The following is a 22,354-nucleotide window of genomic DNA, read 5'->3' as shown; positions in this document are numbered from 1 at the left end:
GCACGTTACGGCGTGCGCGGGCAAGTGATCCTCAAAAACAGCTACCCGGCTGACGGCACCTTCAGCTTCTTCCTACGTAACGATGTCGTGGCGGGCCTGAACCTGCGGTGTGCCCCGAAGGGGTGGAAGCTGCTCAGCTTCCCTGACATCGACTTCGCTTTCCTGAAGGACAAGGTCTCGGGCGACCGCGGCAGCCTGTCCTTCTTGCTGCTGGCCGAGCCCGACAGCAAAGGCACAGTCATTCCGCACGCCTCCGCCTCGCTGGAGTTTTCTGTGCTGGGCAAAACGGCGCAGATGATCCTGCAGAACGGGGCCACGAAGAATACTGCCGAGTTCCGTGTCCTGTTCGATGCGGGCAGGCCACTGCAGCAGTTGGACCACCTGAAAAATGAGTACCCACCGCTGCGGGAGCAGGCGCTCGGAGAACTGCTGCGTGATCTGACGACGAAGCCTACGGGATGGGTGCTGCAGGGCCTGAGCGCAACGGTGGCCCCCTCCCGCGGCGCGCTCTTGCAGGCATCGGCCAAGGTAGGACTGACCGGCGCCCAGTGGCAGTGCCTACCCGGGATCACGCTGCACAGCATCGCGGGCACCTTCGTCTACGACGTCGGCACCGGTATGCGGCTGGTGCTGGAGGCCACCTGCTCCATCTACGGCCTGGCCCTGACGGCGCAGGTCGACACCGAGGGACTGCTGCTCGCCGCCCTCAAAGGGCCGGTGAACCAGCCGCAGCAGACCAAGGACATCCTGGAGAACACACCCCTCAAAGACGCCGCTCTGGCCGAGATCGGCCTGCAAGCGACCTTGGGGGACAAGGCCTACATCTTCACCGCTGCCCTGGACCGGTCCTGGGCCATCGACGCCACCGACCACATCGAGCTCATCGATGTGCGTCTGGCCCTGTCCGGGAAAGGCGCTGGCGCTCCCGAGGCGACGCTCGCGGGAACACTGAAGCTCGGCACGGCCGCGACGCTCAGCGCCTGCGCCGCCTACACCGGCGGAAGCTGGAGCGTTGCGGCCAGCGCCCACGACCTCGCCTTCGCTCCGGTGGCCGAGTGGCTCGCCAAGCGCAACGTGCCGGTTCCCGACAGCGTCAAAGGCCTGGAGCTGGTGGAGCTGGGCGTCATCTGGAAACAGGGCGGCACGGTGCAGCTGACCGTGCAGCTCCGCTTCCCCCTGGAGGGGGCCCTGGTGGACTACCGGGGCACCTTCACCAAGAAGACGACCTGGTCCTCCACGCACCAGCTGCGGCTGACAGCCGGCCTGCACCAGCTGGACCTGCAAGCGAAGATTAAACAGGGCAGCGTCCTGGCCAGCTGGCAAGCCCCGACCGCGCAGGGCGTACCCGCCGGAGACCTGCTGTCGGCGTGCGGGATCCAGGTGCCCGCGCTGCCCTCGGCGATGCTGCCGGCTCTGCACTCCTTCGCCCTGTACTACGATCGCACCAAGCATGTCTTGGTCCTGTACGTCAAGACCGATAGGGTGCGCATCGCGTTCGGCCGCTTGGGCGCCACCGTCACCGAGCGGCGGCACGCCGTGCAGACCAGCGCCACCATCCCGTCTTCGATGCCGGCCCGGTTGTCGGACCTGCCGCTGCTCAAGGGGCACCTGCCGCCGTCCGAGGACGTCTGCGTCACCGGCTTGACCTTCGAATCCGCCCAGTTGGGCAACGGCGACCTCAAGGCCCTCAACGAGGCCCTGGAGAACATCAACGGCGACCCGTTCGGCAACCTGCAGCGCGGTACCGCTGTGACGGCCACCGTGAAGGTCCTGGGCGAAACCCACAAGCTGTCCGCGGGCCCGGGCAGCGTACGTACGGCCGACGCCGAAGACCGGGCCGGTTTCCCCGACTGCGCGGCCGGAGCGTCGCTGCCCGCGTCACCAGCAGCGGCACCGGCCGATGCGGTGACCTGGCTGAACGTGGGCAAGTCCCTGGGGCCCCTGCGGATCGAACGCGTCGGGCTGGGCCTGGGCAGCAAACACCTGCAGATCCTGTTCGACGCATCCCTGACGCTGGCCGGGCTCACCTTCGGCGTGCAGGGCCTGGCCATCAAGATCGCGATGGCCGACGAGAGCGTCACCGCCGGGCTGCAGGGCCTGAGCCTGGCCTACCGCAACCCCGCCGTCTCCATCGCCGGAGCCGTCGTCAACCGCTCCGGCACCGACCCCAACTTCGACGTGGACCTGGCCGGAATGCTGGCGCTGACCACGCCCAAGCTGGCCCTGGCCGCCCTCGGCGGCTACCAGCACCATGTGCCGCCGAGGGAGTACACCTCGGTGTTCGTCTTCGCCCGCGTCGGCGGCGAGCTGGGCGGCCCGCCCCCGTTCGTGCTGGAGGGCCTGTGCGGCGGCCTGGGCATCAACAACACCCTGACCATCCCCGCTCTGGAGGATCTGGGCAGCTTCCCGCTGCTGGCCGGCATCCACAGCAACCAGGACCCCGGCGAGATCCTGGCCGAGCTGCGCGAGCGGATGACGCCCGTGCCGGGGGCCATGTGGGCGGCACTGGGCATCGACTTCGCCTCCTTCCGCTACGCCTCCTGCAGCGCCCTGCTCATCGCCGAATTCGGTCCCGACCTGGTCATCGCGCTGCTGGGCCGGTGCACCGCCGCCTTCCCGCTGGCCTCCGACCCTGGCGGCCTCAAACCCTTCGCCCAGGCCCAGCTCGATATCCGCGCGGTCTACCAGCACTCCAAGGACCAGCTGAGCATCGCGGGCCGGCTGACCCCCCAGTCCTACCTGTTGAGCGCCGACTGTGTGCTGCACGGCGGGTTCGCCTTCGACAACTGGTTCGGCGCCAGCGCCCACCCCGGCGACTTCGTCTACACCCTCGGCGGCTACCACCCCGCCTTCAAGCCCCCCGCCCATTACCCGCGCCCGGCCGAGGTGGGCTTTTCCTGGAATCCGGGCGGGGAACTTGCGGTGGACGGCGGCAGCTACCTGGCGCTGACGCCGGGGGCGGTGATGGCCGGCGGGCACCTGCGCGCCGCCTACCAGACCTCCGGATCGCTCGGCAGCCTCTCGGCGGGCTTCACTGTGCAGGCCGATGTGCTCATCGAGTGGAGCCCTTTTCACTTCGAGGCGGACTTTACCGTGCGGGCCTGGTACCGCGTCATCTCCAGTCTGCTGTTCTGGCACGGCGGGGAGATGAGCGGCGAGGTGCAGTTCTCGCTCGATCTGTGGGGCCCGCCGACCGGCGGCAACGTCCACATCGACGTGTGGAAGTTTTCCTTCGATGTACCCTTCGGCCAGCTGCGTCCCGGCAAACCGGCACTGAGCTGGAAAGAGTTCGAAGCCCAGCACCACCCCTGGCTGAGCATCACCCCGGCCAAGGGAGTGCTGCCGCTGGCCGCCCCGGAACCAGGCAAACCCCTGGTGGTCGCCAACCACGACGTGTGCTTCATCACCCGCAGCGTGATGCCCGCCACCGCCCTGACGTTCACCGCCACCGACCGCGACCCGCAGTCCGCCACCGGCTCCCGGGTGGACATCCGGCCCCTGCCCGACTGCAACAACATCACCTCCACCCACACCGTCACCCTGCGCACCCTCGACGCCCCGCTCAACTCGCCATGCCGGCACTGGACAGATCCGGCCTGCCCGCACTGGACACTGCCCCCGAAGACGAAGCAGGCCACCTGGACCGCGCAGGCGGCCTGCGCCAAAGCCCCGGCTGCCCTGTGGAGCGCACAGGCCCTGCCGCCCGTGCCCGAGCCGCAGCAGGCGCTGGTAGCCGCCACCACCGGCTGGAAGATCACCTCAGCCCCTGTCCAACGGACCGGCGGCAACCTGGCCGCCGCCCGCAAGCAGTTCGAAGCCGACCCCGTCCAGCCGGGCGGCAGATGTCCCCTCGCACCGGCCTCAAGCCCGCAGGGCCCTGTCGCCCGGACCGACACCGACGCCTACGGCAAGGTCTCGGCCCAGCTCGCCGGCGGGGCCGGGTCCCGGCGCACGGTCCGCGAAGCCCTGGCCCCCTACGGCCTGCCGGTCACCGGACAAGACGATGAAGACCTTAAGCGGCTGAGCCGGAACCTGAACCACTACCTGACCCACCCGCCTCTGCTGACCGGGACCGCCCCATGAGCACCCCCGCTGATACCTCAGCGCCCCCCACCTCACCGGCCACCGCCGCCCCGGCAGGCTCCCTGACCTTCCACGGAGACCTGATCCCTGCCGTGCCGGCCGGGCACTACCGCCTGACGGCCGAGCACACCGCCGAGCACACGGCGCTGGGCGGCAGGCAACCCCTGCCGAAGGCCGAGCAGTTCTTCGAGGTGCGGGCCCCGCGCTTTGCCCTGGACCCGTCCTTCGTCCACGCGCAATACCCCCCGCCGGGCACCGCCGGCGCCTTCCACACCACGCTGGCGCACCTCAGCCTGACCCGCACGGCTCTGCCCTGGGAGCGGGTCCTGCCGAAACAGGACCCGAAGCAGGACCGGGCGCCGTGGCTGGCGCTGCTGCTGTTCACCGAGAATGAGCTGCCCGGCGACCCGCAGGCCCACGGCTTGGTGGAAACCATGACCGTCGGCCGATTCCTGGACCAGGTCCCGCCGGCGCAGAGCCAGTCCGAGCGGGTCGGGCCGGAAGACCGCGACAGCCTGTGCGCCACGGTGCGCGTGCCCCAGGCTCTGTACAAGGCGGTGGCCCCAGCCGTGGCCGAACTACGCTACCTGGCCCACGTCCGCGAGGGCACGGTCGACACCCCCGGGCAACGGCCCGGCCCGCCGGGCAAGGACGGCTACGCCGTCATCGTCACCAACCGTTTCCCCTACGAAGCCAAGACCCAGCGCTACGTCGCCCACCTCGTCTCCCAGGAACTGATCGGCAAATCTTCCGCGGACGAGGTGCGGCTGCTGTCGCTGCACTCCTGGTCCTTCACCTCCACCAAGGACGCCCCCAAGGCGAAGGCGTTCTCTGCCGTCGCCGGCGGCCTGGCCGCCGAGAGCCGACAGCCGCCCTTTGCCGCTCTGACCCTGCCCAACATCAGCGACGGCACCGGCACGGTGGGCAAGGCGGTCACCGACCGGCTGAGAACCGGCTGCTATGCCCTGGCGCTGCACACCTGGACCGGCGAGCGCAGCTTCGCCTTCCACCGCGGCCCGCTGGCGGCCGCCAAGCCCCAGCCCCTGCCCCGGACGCACGGCCAATTCCTGCTGGCCGCAGGCCGCCCGGACCCCTCCCGCCTTTTGATCTACGACCAGACGGTGGCCAGCTTCGATGCCAGCTACGCCACCGCCTTCAGCCTCGGACGCCTGCTGGCCCTGTGCGACGCCGACTTCACCACCGCCTACGCCCGCGCCCTGCAGCGCCGCCACCCCCGCCATCTTCGCCCCTCCCATATCAAAGCCCCCGTGACGCGGCCCGTGCACGCCGCCACCCCCGACCCGGCCGACACCGCCCGCGTCACCGCCTGGCTCGCCACCCTGCGCCAGCTGCGCAGCGTCCCGTTCGCCTACCTGGTGCCCGACCAGCGCCTGCTGCCCCGCGAATCCGTCCGCTTCGCCTACCTGGACGCCGACTGGCTGGACGCGGCCACTTCGGGCGCGTTGAGCGTCGCCCTGAGCGACAAAGACGCCCTCATGGCCCGCGACAAACTGCTCACCGAGATCAAGAGCACACTGCCGACCCCGGCCGCGGCCATGCTCATCCGCTCCGAGCTCGTCATCCGCTGGCCCGCACTGGAAATCACCGCCGTGCACGACAGGACCAGCGTGCCGGCTGCCTGTCACCGGCCCGCCCCCGACACCCTGGTGTGCTTGTTCGACGCCGTCCCCACCGCCGTCACGCTCGCCGAACCCCACCACGGCTGGCACTTCGGCACCGAGGACACCGGCAAGATCCGTCTGCGGGAGATCAGCGGAAGCACCACCGGCAAGATCAAAGACGAATGGGTTCCCCTTGCCCTGCGAGGCCCCGATCACTACCGGGTGCTGCACGTCGTCGGCCAGCGCGGACAGTTCAATACCAAGCTGGGCAGTGACATCTCGCCGGCAGCGTTCGCCCTGCAGTTCATCGCCGCCCCCCGCACCCTGACCTTCACAAAGGCCCGCTGACATGCCGCCCACCGCCTTGTATGTGCCCATGGACGTCCAGGCACTGGTCCTCAACCAGCAGGTGCTCGAAGCCGAGGGCTTTCACCGCTGGCAGCCCGACTTCACGAAGGTGGCCGACAACGCCCCCATCGAGCCCGAACCCCTCGTCCCCCTCCCGCCGCTGCCGCCGGACGATGAACTGGCGCCGGGCATCCATCTGCGCTGGCAGTTGCCCGCCGCCCTGTGCCGGGCCCAGTCCGACCGAGGGGGCGGCGGGCACAGTTTTCCCCTGGTGCCCAACCGCTGGCTGGCGGTGCGCCACACCACTCCCAAACAGGGCGCCGGATCCCTGACCGGCGCCTGGCTGGTCCACAGCGACTACCTCGGCGCGGACGGCGCCAGCGCGATCCCCGACGCCCCCGACGGCAAGGGCATCACCACCACCCGGCTGGGGCGCATCCAGGACCTGATGGCCAAGCCGTGGAGCGAGCCCAGCCGCCAGGAGCCCTTCCTGACCGCCCAGATCAGCGGGCTGCCCACCTTCGCCGCCTTCCAGCCATACCACCACGGCGTCTTCTCCCTGCACGACCCGCTCACCGCACGCGAGAAGGAGTTCGGCGCGAAGCACAGCTATCTGGTCACTGGTTGGTACACCGAAGCCGACGTCCCCGCCGCCTGGAGCGCGCAGGACTTCCGCCGCTTCGGCTGGAGTCTGGGGCGCGCCCTGCCCGGCGGCGAACGGCGCACTTTCTGTACCGGCACCGTCCTGCGCGTGCCCTGGGACGACAAGCTCCCTGTCAGCGGCCGGCCCGAGAGCGACGACATCCGCGTCGCGGTCGGCACCAGCGGCGTCGACGCCTTCGCCGAGACCCTGTGCCACCCAAAAACCCTCAAGGAACTCGGTGTCACAGAACCGCCCGACTTCTCCCGCGACTTTCTGGACAAGAACACGCTCACCGCTTTGCATCACGGCACCCTCGATGCCCTGGCCGGCGATGCCGACAGTGAATTCCGCTTCGCCCAGTACGTCCATCAGGCGTCCTTCGCCGCCCGCCCCAGCGGCTCCTGGTGGACACTGACCGAACGCGGCGCCCCCGCAAAAAACCACCCGCACGACGCTGACAAGCTAAGCACGTTGAACTCCCAGCAGTCGCGCTACGAGAACATGGCCGGTCAGTTGCGGGCCCGGCAGCACAGGCTCCTCTACCTCTCCCACCTCGCCGACCTCCCTCTTACCGACCTTCCCCGGGACCTGGAGCCGAAGGAGGTCGCCGCCAAACGCGATGCCCTCGCCACGGACACCAACGACTTCCGCCAGTGGCTGGCCGATCGGCTCTTCGCGCTGCCCGACCCGCACACCCCCGACGACCCCCGGCTGCACCCGGCCCTGCGGGGCCGGGTCGTCGCGGCCCCCCGCAGCGCGTATCACCGCAGCGCCGACCCCGTCATCGTCCTGCTCGGCGCCCACCCCGCCACCGACCTGACCGGCACAGCCCTGCGCTGCCGCTGGCCCGACGAACTGCCCCCACCCGACAACGGCACGTACGGCTTCCTGGCCAACCTGCCCGACGAGGTGCGACGGCCGCTGGCCGAACTGCAGAAACTGGCCAACGACCTGCAGGGCACCGCGGGCTGGAAGGCACAGCCCTGGCAGCCGCTGTTCGTCGAATGGGAGGTCCAGTACACCCCGGTACCCATGACCCGCAAGGAACCGCTCACCCGCGCCGACAAAGCCAACTGGAACTTCGACGGCACCGACTACCGCTGGAGCCAAAACGGCGCGCAGCCCGAACGGGTCATCACCGTGCGGGGGCGGCAAGTCCTCGGCCCGCACCTGTCGCGTACCCTGCTGGCCAACGTGGACCGCTACCGCGCCACGCACCCCGACCTGCGCGAGCCCGCCCCCAAGGAGCTCGACCGGCTGGCCGCCGCCATCAAGAAGATCAACCCGCTCTCCCAGACCCTGGCCGGCCTGACCGACCAGCTTGCCCAACGCCGGCCCCCCACCGGACGCCTGCACCACCCGGACGTCGACCAAGCCATCGACCGCGCTCCCGAGCACCGCTGTCTGCCCGGCGCCACCACCACCGGGCACGAGTGGCCGCCGTCCGCCTACCACGACCTGCGCGCCGGCCTCATGGCCTTCAGCCGTCTGGTCGTCGTAGATGTCTTCGGACGCACCCTGGACATCATCACCGACGACAACAAGGGAATGTCGCGGCTGCTGCTGCCGCCCGACCTGCGCGGCGACCAACGCGACCAGGTCATCGGCCCCTACCACCGCACCGTGGAACTGCGCCCGCGCCTGACCCAAAGCGCCCGCACCCGCTTCGACTTCGTCAGCGCCACCGACGACACGGTCAGCAGCGAGCAGCGCTCACCCCTGTGCGGGTGGGTATGGCCCAACTACGTCGACAGCTCCCTGCTGTTCTTCGACCCCGACGGCCGGCCCCTGGTCAGCCTCGTGCCCCTGGCCGGACAGCGCGACAAGGCCGCCGCTCTGCCCCTGCCCGGCTTCGCACACCCACACCTCAACGACCTCCAGGACCCGCGGCTGCGCCACCTCAAGGCCCTGGTCACCGACTCCTGCACAGGCCCGGCCTTCACCACCCTGTACGAGGCCATCGAGCGGATCCTGCCCACCATCACCCCCCACCACCCCGAAGGCGCCCAGCACCACGCGAGTCTGACCGGCCGCCCCCTGGCCCTGGTCCGCGTGCGGCTGGGCATCGAACTCGACGGCCCACCGCTGACCGACCCCAGCTGGCAACACCTCTACAACGAGATCAAACAAGGCACCGCGCCGCCCAGCCCGTTCCTGACCCACACCTGGCCCGTGCGCCTGGGCAACAGCCAGCGGCTGACCGACGGCCTGATCGGCTTCCACGCCTACGAGCAAAACAGCCTGCCCGCCATCGGCTCCCTGCACCCGGCCGACCGCAACACCCCCGGCAACTACATCCACTGCACCCCCGAACCTCCCGGCCAGTCCGAGAAAGCCCACCACCTGACGGTGCTGATGGACCCGCACGCTCCCCTCCACGCCGCCACCGGCATCCTGCCCGTGGCCGATCTGCGCCTGCCCGACCGCCTGTCCCGCGGCCCCCTATCCCGCCTGCGCATCTCCTACCGGATCGGCCCCCTGTTGGCTGGCCAGCGCGAAAAACGCCTGGTCATGCCGCTGCCAGCCGCCACCACCGATACGTGGGCCTGGGCCCAGACCCGCACCAGCACCTGCGACTGGACCTACCAGGACCTCACCCGGGCCGACACCACCGCCCGCCTGCCCGACGACGCCCTGCACCTGCTCACCGGCTACCTGCACTGCCAAACACCCCAGGAGGCCCAAAAATGAGCCAGAACACCCTGCTCAGCTACCACACCGTCACCTACCCCGACCCACTGCGCACCACCACCGACAACGGCGAGAGCATCGGCACCGTCCACCTCATCGTCTTCAACCATCACAAAACGACCGCCACCTGGGAGACCATCGAAATCATCGTGCCGGAGGGCACGGAATCCAAGGATCTGACCACCGATCCCGGCCGCATCAGCCCCAGCGCCTCCGCCGACAACAAATTCGAGCGCAAACAACCGAGCAGGAACGTGTTCCTGGCCACCCCGGGGAAGAGCAGGGGAGAGCTGTACCGCGGCGACTCCCTGGTCCTCACCCTGGACAACGTACTGATCAACAAGACGGCAGGGCTATCCGTTCTCACTGTCGTAGAAACAGCCGCAGGCGGAGACACGAAAGCCGTGAAAGACCTCCGGTACGGCGCTGCGGGGGTCCTCAAGCTCGACGCCTCAAAAATCCCGCCCCCCAAGCCCGCCAACATCCCCCGCAACTTCCGACCCGAAAAAGCCATCGTCGCCGACGGGAAAGACGTCGTCCTCAACTGGGAAGGCCCGGACGCCGAATACACCATCCTGCTCGCCGACGGCACGAGAATCCCCATGGATAAGACGACAGCTCGCGCCTGGAAGCCCCAAAGAAAAGAACACTTCTCGCGCCGGGACACCACCTACACGCTCGTTGCCACCCTCGGCGGCCAGAACATCGCCTATCTCACCACCACCGTCCACATCGAAAAACCCGACTTCAGCCAAGGTCTGTACACCCCCTGGGTGCAGAGCGCAGACAAGGCCAGCTGGATTCAGCTGACGAAGGACCAGGTCAACATCAAACTCGGAGAAAAGATTCAGGGCATCTACCCCTGGGGCAAACTGGCAACAGGGAAGGTGGACACCAACAGTGTCACGGCGGCCGAAGACGTCGAGGTAAAGGGGGCCTTCACCGTCACCAAACTCCTGACCGCCAAGGGAGACATCAGCGTCTCCTACGGAAGTCAGCAAAAGATCACGACATCCGGTACGAACGGCGCGCACATCGGCGGGGGCCTCCAAGTGGACGAATCTCTCACCGTTAACGGATACCTGACCGCCGAGAGCGACATCACTGTCCTGTATGACAAGAAGGAGAAATTCACGACATCCGGCGTGCAGGGGCTCAAGGTCGACGGAAAGGACGTAGCCTGCCGCGGCGTGAACTACCAAATCGTCGACTCTCAGTACGGGCGCTATGTGAACGCACTGGACGACCGCAACGTGTATCTGAACGACGGGCCGGGACACTGCCGATTCAGTTTCCGCTAAGCCGGCGGGGCGTCTGGCGACGGCTGTGTCCGGGCGCCGCTTACCGCGTCAACGACACGTCGAAAGGTGCGAAGGGGCGGGCCGTGGTCCTGGCCCCGGAGCGCTGCTTTCGCAGCACAGCCGAATCCGGTGTGATGCGGAGGTTGCCAAGAGGCAGGACTGATCTTGCGGGCGATCGCGGGCGGGGGGACCGTCCTGGTCCGTGCGGTCTATCGGAGCAGCTTCGCAGTGCGTTGGCGGGTGGGCCGCGTGATGTAACGCATTGCGGGTGAAAGGCGATGGCGAACACGCGCATCAGGTGCAGCGGGTCATCGATCCGGAACGACTGCCAGGCTGCGCCCGCTTACCGACGCGTGAAGGTCGGCAAGCGGGTGCAAGGAACTCGTGAGCGGTCGACAGTCACTCTCATCGTCTCGCGACTGAGGGAGTCATCTTCATGTCGGGAGCCGCTTTCGCCTCACTGCCGCCCCCAGACCCAGGTCGAGCCTCCTCGCGGCCGACACGGAGCGTAACCGATTTACACCTGACGCCCCATCAGAAAAGTCAGCATCGAGTCAGCATCAGTACGACCACAGGCGGCCTGAGGTGATCGAACTTGCACATCCACCCCGACCCGTCACGCCCCCTGCGACCTGCAAAACGCAGGTCGCAGGGGGTGTGACCGGCATCATGGCCGCCTGGGTCGGGCGATCCCCCGCGTCGCCCGACCCAGGCGGCTCGTCCGGTGTCCTGGCCGCGTCGGGGCGGACATCCGGAGGCCTGCTGAGTATATTGGCTCTCAGCCAGTCAACGCAGGAGTTATCAGCATGTCCCCCCGCAGCCCCTCGGTCAATGAAGAGTTGCGGCGGCGTTCCCGGGAGCGTTTGTTGCAGGCGACCGTCGAGCTGGTGGACGAGCGCGGGTACGAGGCGACGACGCTCGGGGACATCGCCTGCCGTGCCGGGTCGGCGCGTGGGCTGATCTCGTACTACTTCCCCGGGAAGCGGCAGCTGCTGCAGTCGGCCGTGCACCGGCTGATGCACCATTCCTTGCAGGCCGCGCTCGACCGGGAACCGGTGCCGGCGGGCGAGGGCGCCGGCCGTGAGCGGCTGGCGCGGGCCATCGACGCGATTCTGGGGCTGGCGCAGGAGCGTCCGCTGCTGATGCGTACGCACATGGCCGGCATTCTGACGGCGGAAGGTTTCATCCAGTGTCCCGAACAGCAGCGACTGGCGTTCCTGCTGCGTGACACGGTGGAGCGGTACGGCACCGAGGACGCGGACACGGACTACCGGCTGTTGCGGGCGTTGCTGATGGGGTCGGTGGTGGCGGTGTTGTTGCCGGGCGCCCCGATGCCTGCCGCGCGGCTTCGGGCGGAGTTGTTCCAGCGGTACGGGTTGGACTGGGAACTGGGGACCCCGCCGAGCGAAGGACCGGAGCCGCCCCTGGAGGGCCCGCCGCCGCTTCAGGAGCCGCCGCCGGTGCTCGATCCGCCGCAGGTGCTGGACCCGCCGCAGGTGCTGGATCCGCCGGCGGTTCAGGAGACGTCGTCGGTGCAGGATTCGTCACCGGTGCAGGAGACGTTGCCGGTGCAGGATTCGACGCCGGTTCTGGGGCGGGAAGGTGCTGCTGCGGAGGGGTAGGGGGGCGGGCTCCAGGGCGCCGCGGAATCGCTCGATCGGGTGAGTGCCGACTCGGGCGCCAGGTTCACTCTGCCGGGTTGCGGGCTGCCGTCGCCGCCCTTCCGTCGGGTAGGCCCGGCGGACACCTCCCGCGCGTCCCACACCGGTGCGACTCTGGAAGTACTCCGCGGGAAGGGGCCTTCCGTGCTTCGTGTCGCAGTGATCGGTTCGGGACCCAGTGGCGTCTACACCGCTCAGGCGCTGGTCGGGCAGGACGCCGTGCCCGACGTCGAGGTGTATGTGCTCGACCGGCTGCCGTGCCCGTACGGGCTGGTCCGGTACGGGGTCGCGCCCGACCACGAGAAGATCAAGTCGTTGCAGCACAACCTCCGTACGGTGCTGGAGCACCCGCGCGTGCACTTCCTCGGCAATGTCGACGTCGGGGCCGACGGTCTCGGGCCGCGGGAGCTGCGGCGCATGTTCCACGCGGTGGTGTACTGCGTGGGGGCCGCCACCGACCGCCACCTCGGCATCCCGGGTGAGGACCTGCCCGGCAGCCACTCCGCCACCGACTTCGTCTCCTGGTACAGCGCGCACCCGGACGCGGCGGACGGCCGCTTCCCGCTGACCGCGCGGTCGGCGGTGGTGATCGGCGTCGGCAATGTCGCGGTGGACGTGGCGCGGATCCTCGCCCGCGGGGCCGACGAGCTGGCGCGTACGGACGTGCCGCAGGCGGCGCTCGGCGCACTCGCGGAGAGCCGGGTCGAGGACGTGTGGATGGTGGGGCGGAGGGGGCCGTCGCAGGCCAAGTTCACCACCAAGGAACTGCGCGAACTGGGCGCGCTGCCGGGCGCCGACGTGCTCGTACAGCCCGGGGAGCTGGCGCTGGACCCGGCGTACGGCGACCCGTCGGGACTGCCCGCGGTGAACCGGCGCAATGTGGAGGTGCTGCGCGGCTGGGCCGAGGGGGAGGGGACCGAGGGGAAGGGGGCGGAGGGGGTAGGGGAAGGAATGGGGCAAGGAGTGTTCGGGGGGCGGCGGCGGGTGCGGTTGCGGTTCTTTCTGCGGCCGGTCGAGGTGGTCGGTGACGCGGAGTCGGGGGTGCGGGGGGTGCGGTTCGAGCGGACGGCTCCGGACGGGCTGGGCGGGGTCACGGGGACCGGACAGTACGAGGAGATCGCGGCGCAGCTGGTCCTGCGCTCGGTCGGGTACCAGGGGACGCCACAGCCGGGGCTGCCGTTCGACGCGGCCACCGGGACCGTGCCGCACGCGGAGGGCCGGGTGCTGCGGGAGGGTGTGCCGTGTCCCGGCGAGTACGTGGCGGGGTGGATCAAGCGGGGGCCGACCGGGGTGATCGGCACGAACCGGCCGTGTGCGAAGCAGACCGCGGCCGCGCTGCTGGCGGACGCGGACGAGCTGGCGCGCGAGCCGTTGCCGGACGATCCGGTGACCGCGTTGCTGCGTAGCGGGCAGCGGCCGGTCCGCTGGCCGGGCTGGCTGGGCATCGAGGCGGCGGAGGCGGCACTCGGCCGGGGGCTGGGGCGGACCGTCGTGAAGATCGCCGACTGGTCCGAGCTGCTGGCGGCAGCCGGGGGCGGGGAGGAAGGCAGGGACGGGGGCGGGGGTGGCTGAGCCGGGGCGCCGGGGCGGTCCGGCGGTCCCTGGGTGCCGTTATGCGTCGAGGCGTTCGTCCTGGAGTTCCGCCGCCTTCAGGACACGTTCGATCAGGCCGGGGAAGAGTTCGTCCAGGTCCGCGCGGCGCAGCACGTTCATCTTGGCGGTGCCGCGGTAGATCTGGCTGATGACGCCGTGCTCGCGCAGTACGCGGTAGTGGTGCGTACAGGTGGACTTGCTGACGGGCAGCTCGATGACCGTGCAGGACAGTTCGCCCTGGGCGGCGGCCAGGCGGCGTACGATCCGCAGCCGCATCGGGTCGGCGAGCGCGTGCAGTACGTCTTCGAGACGGATCGCCGAACGGTCCGGGTGGTCCAGGACGCGGGCACCGGGCCGGTCGGCGGATGTCGTCGTGGTGGTCGTCATGGCGGCTCCTGGAAGTCGGCTCCGGGCGGTCGGTTCCTGCCGGGGATCATCATTGTACGAGGAACGTCGTATTTTGACATCCTCGCAGGACGCGGGGCGGACGACCGGGCCGTGACCGGCCGGCTCCGGCGGAGCAGCCGCCGGTGCGGAGGGACTGACGCGGTCTCAGCCGCGGGTGGCCGACATGCATGCGGCCCGTCGGGGCACTCGTGGCGAAAGAGTGAACCGGCGGGGTCCGGCGGGCCGTGGGAGCCCTGTCGGGAACGAGTGAGGTACCTGTGAGGTACGCGAGGCTGAGGTACCTGTGAGGTACGCGAGGCACGAACGAGTGGCGTACGCGTTGAACAACGGCTGACCACGATCGCCGGACCGCGACCCGGTCGCCGGTTCGCGCCGGAGGGGCGATGACGAAGAGGACCGGCTCGTGACCCGCGCATGGCGGCCCCTGCCGCGCCGGGAGCGGGGGCTTTCGCGCCGGGGGCAGGAGCTCGTCGATACGGAGTGGCGGCTTCCGCGTGCCGAGCCGCGGCCGCCTTCGCCGGAGAGGGGCCGCTCGGGGCCAGGGCGGCGCCCGGCGGACGCCGACCGTGCGGCCGGCGGGCCGCGGGAGCGCGCGACCGGCCTGCCGGCGCGCATCGGCCGGGCTCTCCTGGCGCAGTGGCACCGCGTCGCCGGGCCGACCTGGACAGCGCTGTGCCGTCGCCGCCTGGCCGCGGTACCCCTGACGGCGGCCTCCACCCTCCTCGTGATCGTCTTTCACGCCCTCGCGCTGACGGACGCCGGAGAACGGCTGGTCTGGTCGCTCGGCGGCGTGCGGGCGGACGTCCCGGTCTGGCTGGTGCTGCTGCGACTGCCGCTGTCGCTGTTCGCGCCCGCGCCGGGGCTCCCGTGGTGGGGGGCGCTCCTGCAAGTGGCCGTGATCTTCGGCGTGGCCGAGTGCGTCCTCGGGACGCTGCGCACACTGACCGTGTCCCTCGTCGTCACGGCCGCGGCGACGTTCTTCGCGCGCTTCCTGCTCACCCTCGGCCCGGGCCACGTCCTGGCGGTCCCGCCGGCCGAGGCGACGCTGGCCGACACCGGCCCGTCCGCGGCCGTACTGGGGCTGCTGATCTGCACCGGATGGGCCTGCCGGGCTCCCGTACTGAGCGTGGGTACGGTGGTGACCTTCTCGCTGGAATGCGTGCTGACCACCACTCTCTCCAGCCGCGCCCACCTGGGCGGCATCGCGGCCGCCCTGCTGTACGCCGCGGTGGCCTGCCGGCCCCCGGCCCGCGCCGCTCCCCCCTCCCCCGTGCCCGTCACCACCGGCCAGGACACCGTGCGGTGATTCCGGGCCCGTACGCCCCGGTACGAGTGGCGTACTCCCTCGGACTTGGAGCGTGGGCTCACGGGCCCGCCAGCCAGTCGGTGTACCAGGCACGGAAGTCGGGACCGATCGGCACGAAGCCGCCCCAGTCGGGATCGATCTGCCAGATCCCGCCCGTGTACGGGCCGTTCAGGACGAGCCGGACGAAGATGCCGCAGCCCTGTTCGGCCAGCATCAGGGTGCCCCGGGTCAGCTCGTCGACCGGCGTCCCGATCCGGCCCGGCAGCGGTGCGGTGAGCGGGAACGGTGCGGCGAGCCGGCCCGGCAGCCGGTCTTCCGCCCACGCGTCGTCCACGGCCCACTCCTCGCCGGCCTCCGGACGGGGAACGGTCAGCGGCATCAGGCCGTGGTCGGGCCCGGCCGGGCCGTTGCCCACCTCGGCGACGAAGGACCGGTTCTCCGCGGGCAGCGCGATGCCGTGGAATTCCTCGAACGCCCGGATTTCCGCCTCCGGGAGCGGCGGCGCCAAGGCGTAGCCGTGCGTGCACGCCCCGAAACGCTTCCGTTCCGGGTCTCGTGTGGCCATCTCCCGTATCCGTGCGCGGATGCCGCCCCCGTGCCAGTTCCCCATCCGGCGACCGTAGGCGATGACGTCCGCATGCTCGCGTCCACCCGCCTGTTCATCGGCTCCGAGGTCCGGGACCGGGGACAGACCGTTCGAGAGCCAGGGACAGACCGTTCGGGACGGGACGACGGAAGGATTAGACTCGAACGAGTGAGCGAATTGCCCCCTGACCTGCCGCGCCTCCGCACCCTGGAGACGTGGCTGCGCCTGCAGCTCGCCGCCGTCCGGGCCCGTATCCAGCACCTCGAACAGGAGGAGCGCGACCGCCCCGTACCGGTCCGGCCGCCCCGGCCCGACTGGCTGCTGGAGACCGAGCGGCTCGGGGGCCGCGACGGGCGGCCCGTCCGCGTCCACGTCGGCGGGTGCGGCCAGGCGCGCGGCCGGGCCATCAGCCGTGCGCAGGCGGCCGACGCCCTCGGGCAGGGCGTCGAGGCGTGTTACGGCTGCCGTCCGGACACCGAGCTGGGGATTCTCGGCTGAGGTCGAGGCCGAGGAGGACCCGAGGCCGAGGAAAAGGCCAAGGCGGCGGGCGGTGTCCGTCCGCCCGTCACCGCCTTCGGCGTGCCCGCAAGGTGGCGATCAGGGGCACGGCCGGCTGGACGAGTATGCCGACCCGGTGGGGCACTTCCCCCGGTGTGACGTCCAGATGGAAGCGCTGCGCCAGCGTGGCCAGCAGCAGTGCCACTTCCACCTGCGCGAACCGCGCGCCGATGCAGCCGCGCGGGCCGCCGCCGAAGGGGAACCAGGCGTGGTCGGGGACGGCGTCGGGGGCGTCGGCGTCCCAGCGTTCGGGGCGGAAGGCGGTCGGGTCGGGGAACCAGCGCGGGTCGCGGTGGGCCGTCCACTGGCTGCACCACACCGCCGTACCGGCCGGGACAGCGGTGCCGCCCAGCACAGCGCCCTCCCGGGCCACGGCGGGAATCACCCAGGACGGCGGATAGATCCGCAGGGCTTCCTTGACGATCTGCCGGGTCCAGGTGAGCTGTTCGTAGTCGTCGACGGTGGGCGGGCGCCCGTCGAGCACCCGGTCCAGTTCGCCGTCCAGCCGGGCCCGCGCTTCCGGAGACCCCGACAGCAGGTACCAGATCCAGGTCAGCGCGGTGGAGGTGGTCTCGTGGCCGGCCGCCCAGAGCGTCACCGCTTCGTCGCGGACCTCCTGGGCGGTGAGCGGGCGGCCTTCCTCGTCCCGGGCTTCGAGGAGCCGGTCCAGCAGGTCGCCGCCGCCATCGCCGCCGCCGGCGGCGGGTCCGTCGTGCCGCGCGCTGATCAGCCGGTGCACCTCGGCGTCGATGACTGCGAGGGCGCGGAGCAGGCGCCTCCTGGAGGGCGTACGCACCCGGTCGGGCAGGAAGAGTCCGATGCCGCGCAGTTCGCGGGCCATCACCTGCTCGGCCACCGCCATCGCCGCTCCGAGCGCCCGGGCCCGGTCGCCGAGGTCGTTGCCGAACAGCGTACGGATGACGACGCGCTGGCCGAGGACCACCATCTCCCGGTGCACGTCGACGTGTCCCCCGTCATACCACCGGTCGGCCGCCGCGAGAGCGCTGTCGACCATGGCCCGGGCATGGTGGCGCACTTGACGCGGGCGGACGGCCGGCTGGACCAGGCCGCGTTTGCGGCGCCAGTCGGCACCCGTACTGCGGATGACGCTCCTGCCGGTGATCCGCTGGAACGACCAGCCGACCTCCAGAAGGCCGTAGCTGTGCTCCCGGGAGGCGAGGAACTCGGCGATGTGCTGCGGGTGGGAGAGGAACAGGCTGCGCCACGGGCCCAGGGACCACGTCACGGCGTCCCCGTACTCGTCCCGAAGCCGGGTCATGAAGGCGAGCGGGTCCTTGCCGAAGGCGGGCAGGTTCCCGAGCCATGGCAGGCCGCGAGGGCCGGGTACGGGTCGGAGCGGGACGGTCTGCACGGGCACGGCTCCTCCAAGCGGGGTGCGGCGGTGGGCCCCGGCCGTTTCTCGCCGCCGGGGCCGCCCGGTGTCCGGTCTCACTGCCTAAGGTCCCAGATCGCCGCCTGCTGCCGCTTCACCTCGTCGATACGGTCCGCGGGGAGGAAATTGCGGAAGAGACCGGACTCCTCCTCCGCGACCTTCACGAAGAGTCCGACGATCTCCTCGGGGTCCCGCTGGCTCTCCCCGGTCATCTCGTGGTAATCGTCGGCGAGCCGGACCTCGACGCCGAGGTCCGTGGTGAAGTGCTCGGCGCTGAAGGATTTCTCCCGGTCGAACCAGACGCGCAGCGCGTCGCCCATCCGGTCGTTGAAGCCGGTCCGGTACGGGCCCGGGTTGATGGTGCACACCTGGACGCCGAGCGGCTTGAGTTCGTCGTGCATCGCCTGGGCGATCGACTCGATGGCGTACTTGGAGGCGCAGTACGGGCCGAGATACGGATTGGTCGTCAAGCCGGCGATGGAGGACAGCCAGACGATGCGGCCGCTGCCGCGTCCGGCCATCTGCCGGGCGAATCCCTGGGCCAGGGCGAGGTGGCCGAACACATTCACCTCGAAGACCTGCCGGAGCAGTTCCAGGGGAATTTCGGACAGCGGGCCCATTTCCCCGACGGCGGCATTGTTGAACAGCACGTCCACGTCCCAGGTGTGCGCCTGGCGGCGGTGGAGTGCGCTGGTGACGTCCAGGTTCTCCACCTGGAGCGCGACGCCGCGCCGGTCCGCTTCCCGGGTCAGCTCGGTCATCTGCGGACGATTCTCGGCCGCCGCGATCACCTGGTGTCCGCGTTCGGCGAGGCGCAGGGCGGCGTCACGGCCGAAGCCGGAGCCCGCGCCGGTGATGAGAATGCGTTTGCCGGCTGTCACGGCAGCTCCTTTCCGCGGGCGGTGACCGGCTTTCGCGGCGGTAATCTCACCCGTTCGACGACATGCGCAGACAGTAGCTGAATGGCTACGCTTTGTGTATGAACCGAGGGGGCTGCCGGGGCCACCGATCCGTGGGACGGACCGGTGTCCTGGTGCTGATCGCCGTGCTGCTCGCCCTGTGCGGTGCGGCGCCCGCGGCCCTCGAACCGGGTGCCGGGCCGGCCGAGGCCGCCGCCATGTCGGCGGAGCCTGCGTCCGACGACAGCGTCCCTCAGGCTGCCGCGCTCCGGGCGCCCCGGTCCGGACGTACCGGCCGCTCCCCCGCGGCGCGGACCCTCACCACGTCCCTGCCGTGCCAGGCCGGACGTCTCGCCAGGCTTTTCGCCCGCTGGGCCGATCTGCGGTCGGACGTACGCGACGCCGCCGGTGACCGCGCGCGCCACACCGTCCTGCGCTGCTGACCGGGACCGCGCTCCCGCACTCGCGCGGAGCGCTCCCGCACCAGCACCAGCACAGCAGCGATCAGCAGGAGAGGTGCTTCCATCATGCCCATCGACCCCCAGCGCGCGCTGGAAGGCTATCTGCGTGCCCTGAGTTACGACCCGCACGAAGCCGAGCCGAAGCCCGAGCCGCAATCAGAGCCGCAACCCGAGCCGAAGTCCGAGCCGAATCAGAACCCCACTGACCCGGCCCCCGCCCCCGCCTCCCACTCCACCCCCGCCGCCAAGTCCGCTCCGCGCAAGACGCCCGTCCCCGCCCCCGCGGCGGAGCCGGCGCCCGCTGCCGCGGCCGGGCCCGGACTTCTGTGGCGGCTGCGGCTGCTGTCCCTGCGCCGCGGCCCGGCGGCCGCCGAGGAAACACGCCGGGCCTGAGCCACAGCGGCGTCCACGGCTGAACCACAGCGGTGTCCACGGCTGAGCCGCCCCTCCGGCCGTCCCTCGCACCGGGCCTCCCCCGGCGCGAGGGACGGCCGGTGCACCCTTCCGGGTGGCGGCGGCCTGCCCCGCACCGTGGGCACCGGCGATCCGGCCGTCACCGGTGCCAGGCTGTCGGGTGACCGGTCGGCGGCCGCGCGCCGGACCGGTGTGCGCGTGCCGCGCGGTACGGGTCGGCGTGCCCGCGTCGGTCTCCGGCGTGGGCCGGGCGGAGGTTCATGGTCATCGAGGTCGGGCAGGACGCGCGTACGCAGGGCGGCGCGGCGCTCCGTGACGATGCGGCGCCCCGCAACACGGTGGGCCATGCGGTACGCCGCTGGCTGACCACCACCGATCACAAGGTGATCGGAAACCTCTATCTCGTGACCGCCTTTGGCTTCTTTCTGCTGGCGGGCGCGCTGGCGATGGTGATGCGCGCCGAACTGGCCCGGCCCGGGCTGCAGATCGTCAGCAACGAGCAGTACAACCAGCTCTTCACCATCCACGGCACGGTCATGATGCTGCTGTTCGCGACGCCCATGTTCGCCGGGTTCGCGAACGCGGTGATGCCGGTCCAGATCGGCGCCCCCGACGTGGCCTTTCCCCGTCTGAACGCCCTGACGTACTGGCTGTTCCTCTTCGGCGGCCTGACGGTGGTCTCGGGGTTCCTCACCCCGGGGGGCGCCGCGTCGTTCGGATGGTTCGCCTACGCGCCGCTCAACGGCGCCGTCCGCAGTCCGGGCGCGGGCGGTGATCTGTGGACCATGGGCCTGGTGGTGTCGGGGCTCAGCACCACGCTGGGCGCGGTGAACTTCATCGCCACCATCATGTGCCTGCGCGCCCCGGGCATGACCATGTTCCGGATGCCGATCTTCACCTGGAACGTGCTGTTCACCTCGATCCTGGCGCTGCTCGCCTTCCCCGTGCTGACGGCCGCGCTGCTCGCCCTGGAAGCGGACCGGAAATTCGGTGCGCACCTCTACGACCCCGCGTTCGGCGGAGCGGTCCTGTGGCAGCACCTGTTCTGGTTCTTCGGGCATCCGGAGGTCTACATCGTCGCCCTGCCGTTCTTCGGCGTGATCACGGAGATCGTCCCGGTCTTCAGCCGTAAACCGGTGTTCGGATACCTCGGCATGGTCGGCGCGACCATCGCCATCACCATGCTCTCGGCGACCGTGTGGGCGCATCACATGTTCGCCACGGGCGCGGTGCTGCTGCCGTTCTTCTCGCTGATGTCCTTTCTGATCGCGGCGCCGACCGGGGTGAAGTTCTTCAACTGGATCGGCACCATGTGGCGGGGCAGTGTCTCGTTCGAGACGCCGATGCTGTGGGCGGGCGGTTTTCTGGTGACCTTTCTGCTCGGTGGCCTGAGCGGTGTGCTGATCGCGTCACCGCCGCTGGACTTCCACGTCACCGACTCGTACTTCATCGTCGCGCATCTGCATTACGTACTGTTCGGGACGGTGGTCTTCGCGATGTTCGGCGGTTTCTACTTCTGGTGGCCGAAGCTGACCGGCCGGATGCTCGACGAGCGGCTGGGGAGGATTCACTTCTGGTCGCTGTTCACGGGTTTCCAGCTGACGTTCCTGGTGCAGCACTGGCTGGGTTCGAGCGGCATGCCCCGGCGGTACGCCGACTATCTGGCCGCCGACGGGTTCACCGTACTGAATTCGGTCTCCTCGGCCGGTGCGTTCCTGCTGGGGATTTCCACGCTGCCGTTCCTGTACAACGTGTGGCGTACGGCGCGGCGGGCGCCGAAGGTGCTGGTGGACGATCCGTGGGGGTGGGGCAGGTCGCTGGAGTGGGCGACGTCCTGCCCGCCGCCCCGGCACAACTTCCACGCGCTGCCCCGGGTGCGGTCCGACTCCCCCGCCTTCGACCTGCACCATCCCGAGGTGCTGCGGCTGCCCGCTCCCCAGCGCGGCGGGGACGTGCCGTCCCCCGACCCGCACCAGGAGCGTCACCCGTGAAGGCCGAGGCGCTGCTGTTCGCCGGTGTGGCGGGGTTCTTCCTCGTGGCCGGGCTCGGCTACGCGCTGTGGTCCCGGGAACCCGCCGGTACGGCGGCGCTGGCCGTCTCGTGTCTGATGGCGCTTCTCGTGAGCGGGTTCTGCACGGTCAACCACCGCAGGCGCGGGCCGCGGCCGGAGGACCGCAAGGAGGCGGAGGTGCGCGAGCGGTCCGGCGGGCTCGGGTTCTTCCCGCCGCGCAGCGGCTATCCGCCGCTGACCGGTCTGGCGGTGGCGCTGACCGCGCTGGGGGTCGTCTTCGGCCTGTGGCTGTTCGTCATCGGGGTCGGCCTGCTGGTGGCGGGGGTGGTCGGCATGGTGGCGGAGTTCGCCGGGCGGTCGTGAGGAAGGTCGTACG

At 70.4% G+C, this 22,354-nt stretch carries 16 protein-coding genes; 12 read left to right on the top strand and 4 right to left on the bottom strand.

What is annotated here, in order from left to right:
- Positions 1–12 precede the first annotated feature (12 nt).
- The 6 genes from JXZ78_RS16850 to JXZ78_RS16825 all read left to right on the top strand — a co-directional run bounded on the left by JXZ78_RS16850 (position 13) and on the right by JXZ78_RS16825 (position 13,921).
- The gene (locus JXZ78_RS16850; RefSeq protein ID WP_157851680.1) at positions 13–4,083 is read left to right on the top strand and encodes a DUF6603 domain-containing protein; all 4,071 of its coding nucleotides are present in this window, start codon (positions 13–15) and stop codon (positions 4,081–4,083) included.
- Entirely contained in the window at positions 4,080–6,053 is a 1,974-nt protein-coding gene (locus tag JXZ78_RS16845) for a hypothetical protein (protein WP_157851679.1), read from the top strand. Before JXZ78_RS16850 ends, JXZ78_RS16845 begins: the two co-directional genes overlap by 4 nt.
- Before the next feature lie 28 nt (positions 6,054–6,081).
- A complete protein-coding gene (locus tag JXZ78_RS16840) occupies positions 6,082–9,387 on the top strand; it encodes a hypothetical protein (protein ID WP_157851678.1) in 3,306 nt (1,101 codons plus the stop codon).
- Entirely contained in the window at positions 9,384–10,688 is a 1,305-nt protein-coding gene (locus JXZ78_RS16835; RefSeq protein ID WP_030022651.1) for a hypothetical protein, read from the top strand. Before JXZ78_RS16840 ends, JXZ78_RS16835 begins: the two co-directional genes overlap by 4 nt.
- A gap of 806 nt (positions 10,689–11,494) precedes the next feature.
- Complete coding sequence (locus tag JXZ78_RS16830) at positions 11,495–12,310, top strand: TetR/AcrR family transcriptional regulator (RefSeq protein ID WP_238783171.1); 816 nt, start codon at positions 11,495–11,497, stop codon at positions 12,308–12,310.
- Between the two features lie 183 nt (positions 12,311–12,493).
- Positions 12,494–13,921 carry an FAD-dependent oxidoreductase gene (locus tag JXZ78_RS16825; protein WP_238783170.1) on the top strand — a complete coding sequence of 476 codons (1,428 nt, stop codon included), beginning with the start codon at positions 12,494–12,496 and terminating at the stop codon, positions 13,919–13,921.
- 39 nt (positions 13,922–13,960) lie between these two features.
- Here the strand turns inward: JXZ78_RS16825 and JXZ78_RS16820 are convergent, their stop codons facing one another.
- Positions 13,961–14,329, bottom strand: coding sequence for an ArsR/SmtB family transcription factor (locus JXZ78_RS16820; RefSeq protein WP_030022644.1), 369 nt, complete (start codon positions 14,327–14,329; stop codon positions 13,961–13,963).
- A gap of 745 nt (positions 14,330–15,074) precedes the next feature.
- Between JXZ78_RS16820 and JXZ78_RS16815 the strand changes: the two genes are divergently transcribed.
- Complete coding sequence (locus tag JXZ78_RS16815) at positions 15,075–15,656, top strand: hypothetical protein (protein WP_157851677.1); 582 nt, start codon at positions 15,075–15,077, stop codon at positions 15,654–15,656.
- Between the two features lie 58 nt (positions 15,657–15,714).
- Here JXZ78_RS16815 and JXZ78_RS16810 read toward each other — a convergent pair whose 3' ends face one another.
- On the bottom strand, positions 15,715–16,266 hold the full coding sequence (locus JXZ78_RS16810) for an SMI1/KNR4 family protein (RefSeq protein WP_033038979.1): 552 nt from the start codon (positions 16,264–16,266) through the stop codon (positions 15,715–15,717).
- Positions 16,267–16,410: 144 nt separating this feature from the next.
- Here JXZ78_RS16810 and JXZ78_RS16805 point away from each other — a divergent pair, with 144 nt between their 5' ends.
- Positions 16,411–16,740: a DUF6233 domain-containing protein gene (locus tag JXZ78_RS16805; RefSeq protein ID WP_030022724.1), complete on the top strand. Its 330-nt coding sequence runs from the start codon at positions 16,411–16,413 to the stop codon at positions 16,738–16,740.
- 67 nt (positions 16,741–16,807) lie between these two features.
- Here JXZ78_RS16805 and JXZ78_RS16800 read toward each other — a convergent pair whose 3' ends face one another.
- Both JXZ78_RS16800 and JXZ78_RS16795 read right to left on the bottom strand, forming a co-directional pair.
- On the bottom strand, positions 16,808–18,172 hold the full coding sequence (locus JXZ78_RS16800) for a cytochrome P450 (RefSeq protein WP_030022637.1): 1,365 nt from the start codon (positions 18,170–18,172) through the stop codon (positions 16,808–16,810).
- A 77-nt stretch (positions 18,173–18,249) separates the two neighbouring features.
- Complete coding sequence (locus tag JXZ78_RS16795; RefSeq protein WP_030022635.1) at positions 18,250–19,074, bottom strand: SDR family oxidoreductase; 825 nt, start codon at positions 19,072–19,074, stop codon at positions 18,250–18,252.
- Between the two features lie 98 nt (positions 19,075–19,172).
- Between JXZ78_RS16795 and JXZ78_RS16790 the strand changes: the two genes are divergently transcribed.
- From JXZ78_RS16790 to ctaF, 4 genes are all read left to right on the top strand, one after another.
- Positions 19,173–19,535: a hypothetical protein gene (locus tag JXZ78_RS16790; protein WP_157851676.1), complete on the top strand. Its 363-nt coding sequence runs from the start codon at positions 19,173–19,175 to the stop codon at positions 19,533–19,535.
- 84 nt (positions 19,536–19,619) lie between these two features.
- A complete protein-coding gene (locus tag JXZ78_RS16785; protein ID WP_238783169.1) occupies positions 19,620–19,946 on the top strand; it encodes a hypothetical protein in 327 nt (108 codons plus the stop codon).
- Between the two features lie 281 nt (positions 19,947–20,227).
- Entirely contained in the window at positions 20,228–21,958 is a 1,731-nt protein-coding gene (ctaD, locus tag JXZ78_RS16780) for an aa3-type cytochrome oxidase subunit I (protein WP_030022630.1), read from the top strand.
- Positions 21,955–22,341, top strand: coding sequence for an aa3-type cytochrome oxidase subunit IV (gene ctaF / locus JXZ78_RS16775; RefSeq protein ID WP_030022628.1), 387 nt, complete (start codon positions 21,955–21,957; stop codon positions 22,339–22,341). Before ctaD ends, ctaF begins: the two co-directional genes overlap by 4 nt.
- The last annotated feature ends 13 nt before the right edge of the window (positions 22,342–22,354 follow it).

This window comes from Streptomyces monomycini, from assembly GCF_022271435.1.
Taxonomy (GTDB): domain Bacteria; phylum Actinomycetota; class Actinomycetes; order Streptomycetales; family Streptomycetaceae; genus Streptomyces; species Streptomyces monomycini.
Note: the sequence above shows the minus strand (reverse complement) of the source record. Positions and strands in the feature narration are given on the sequence as shown.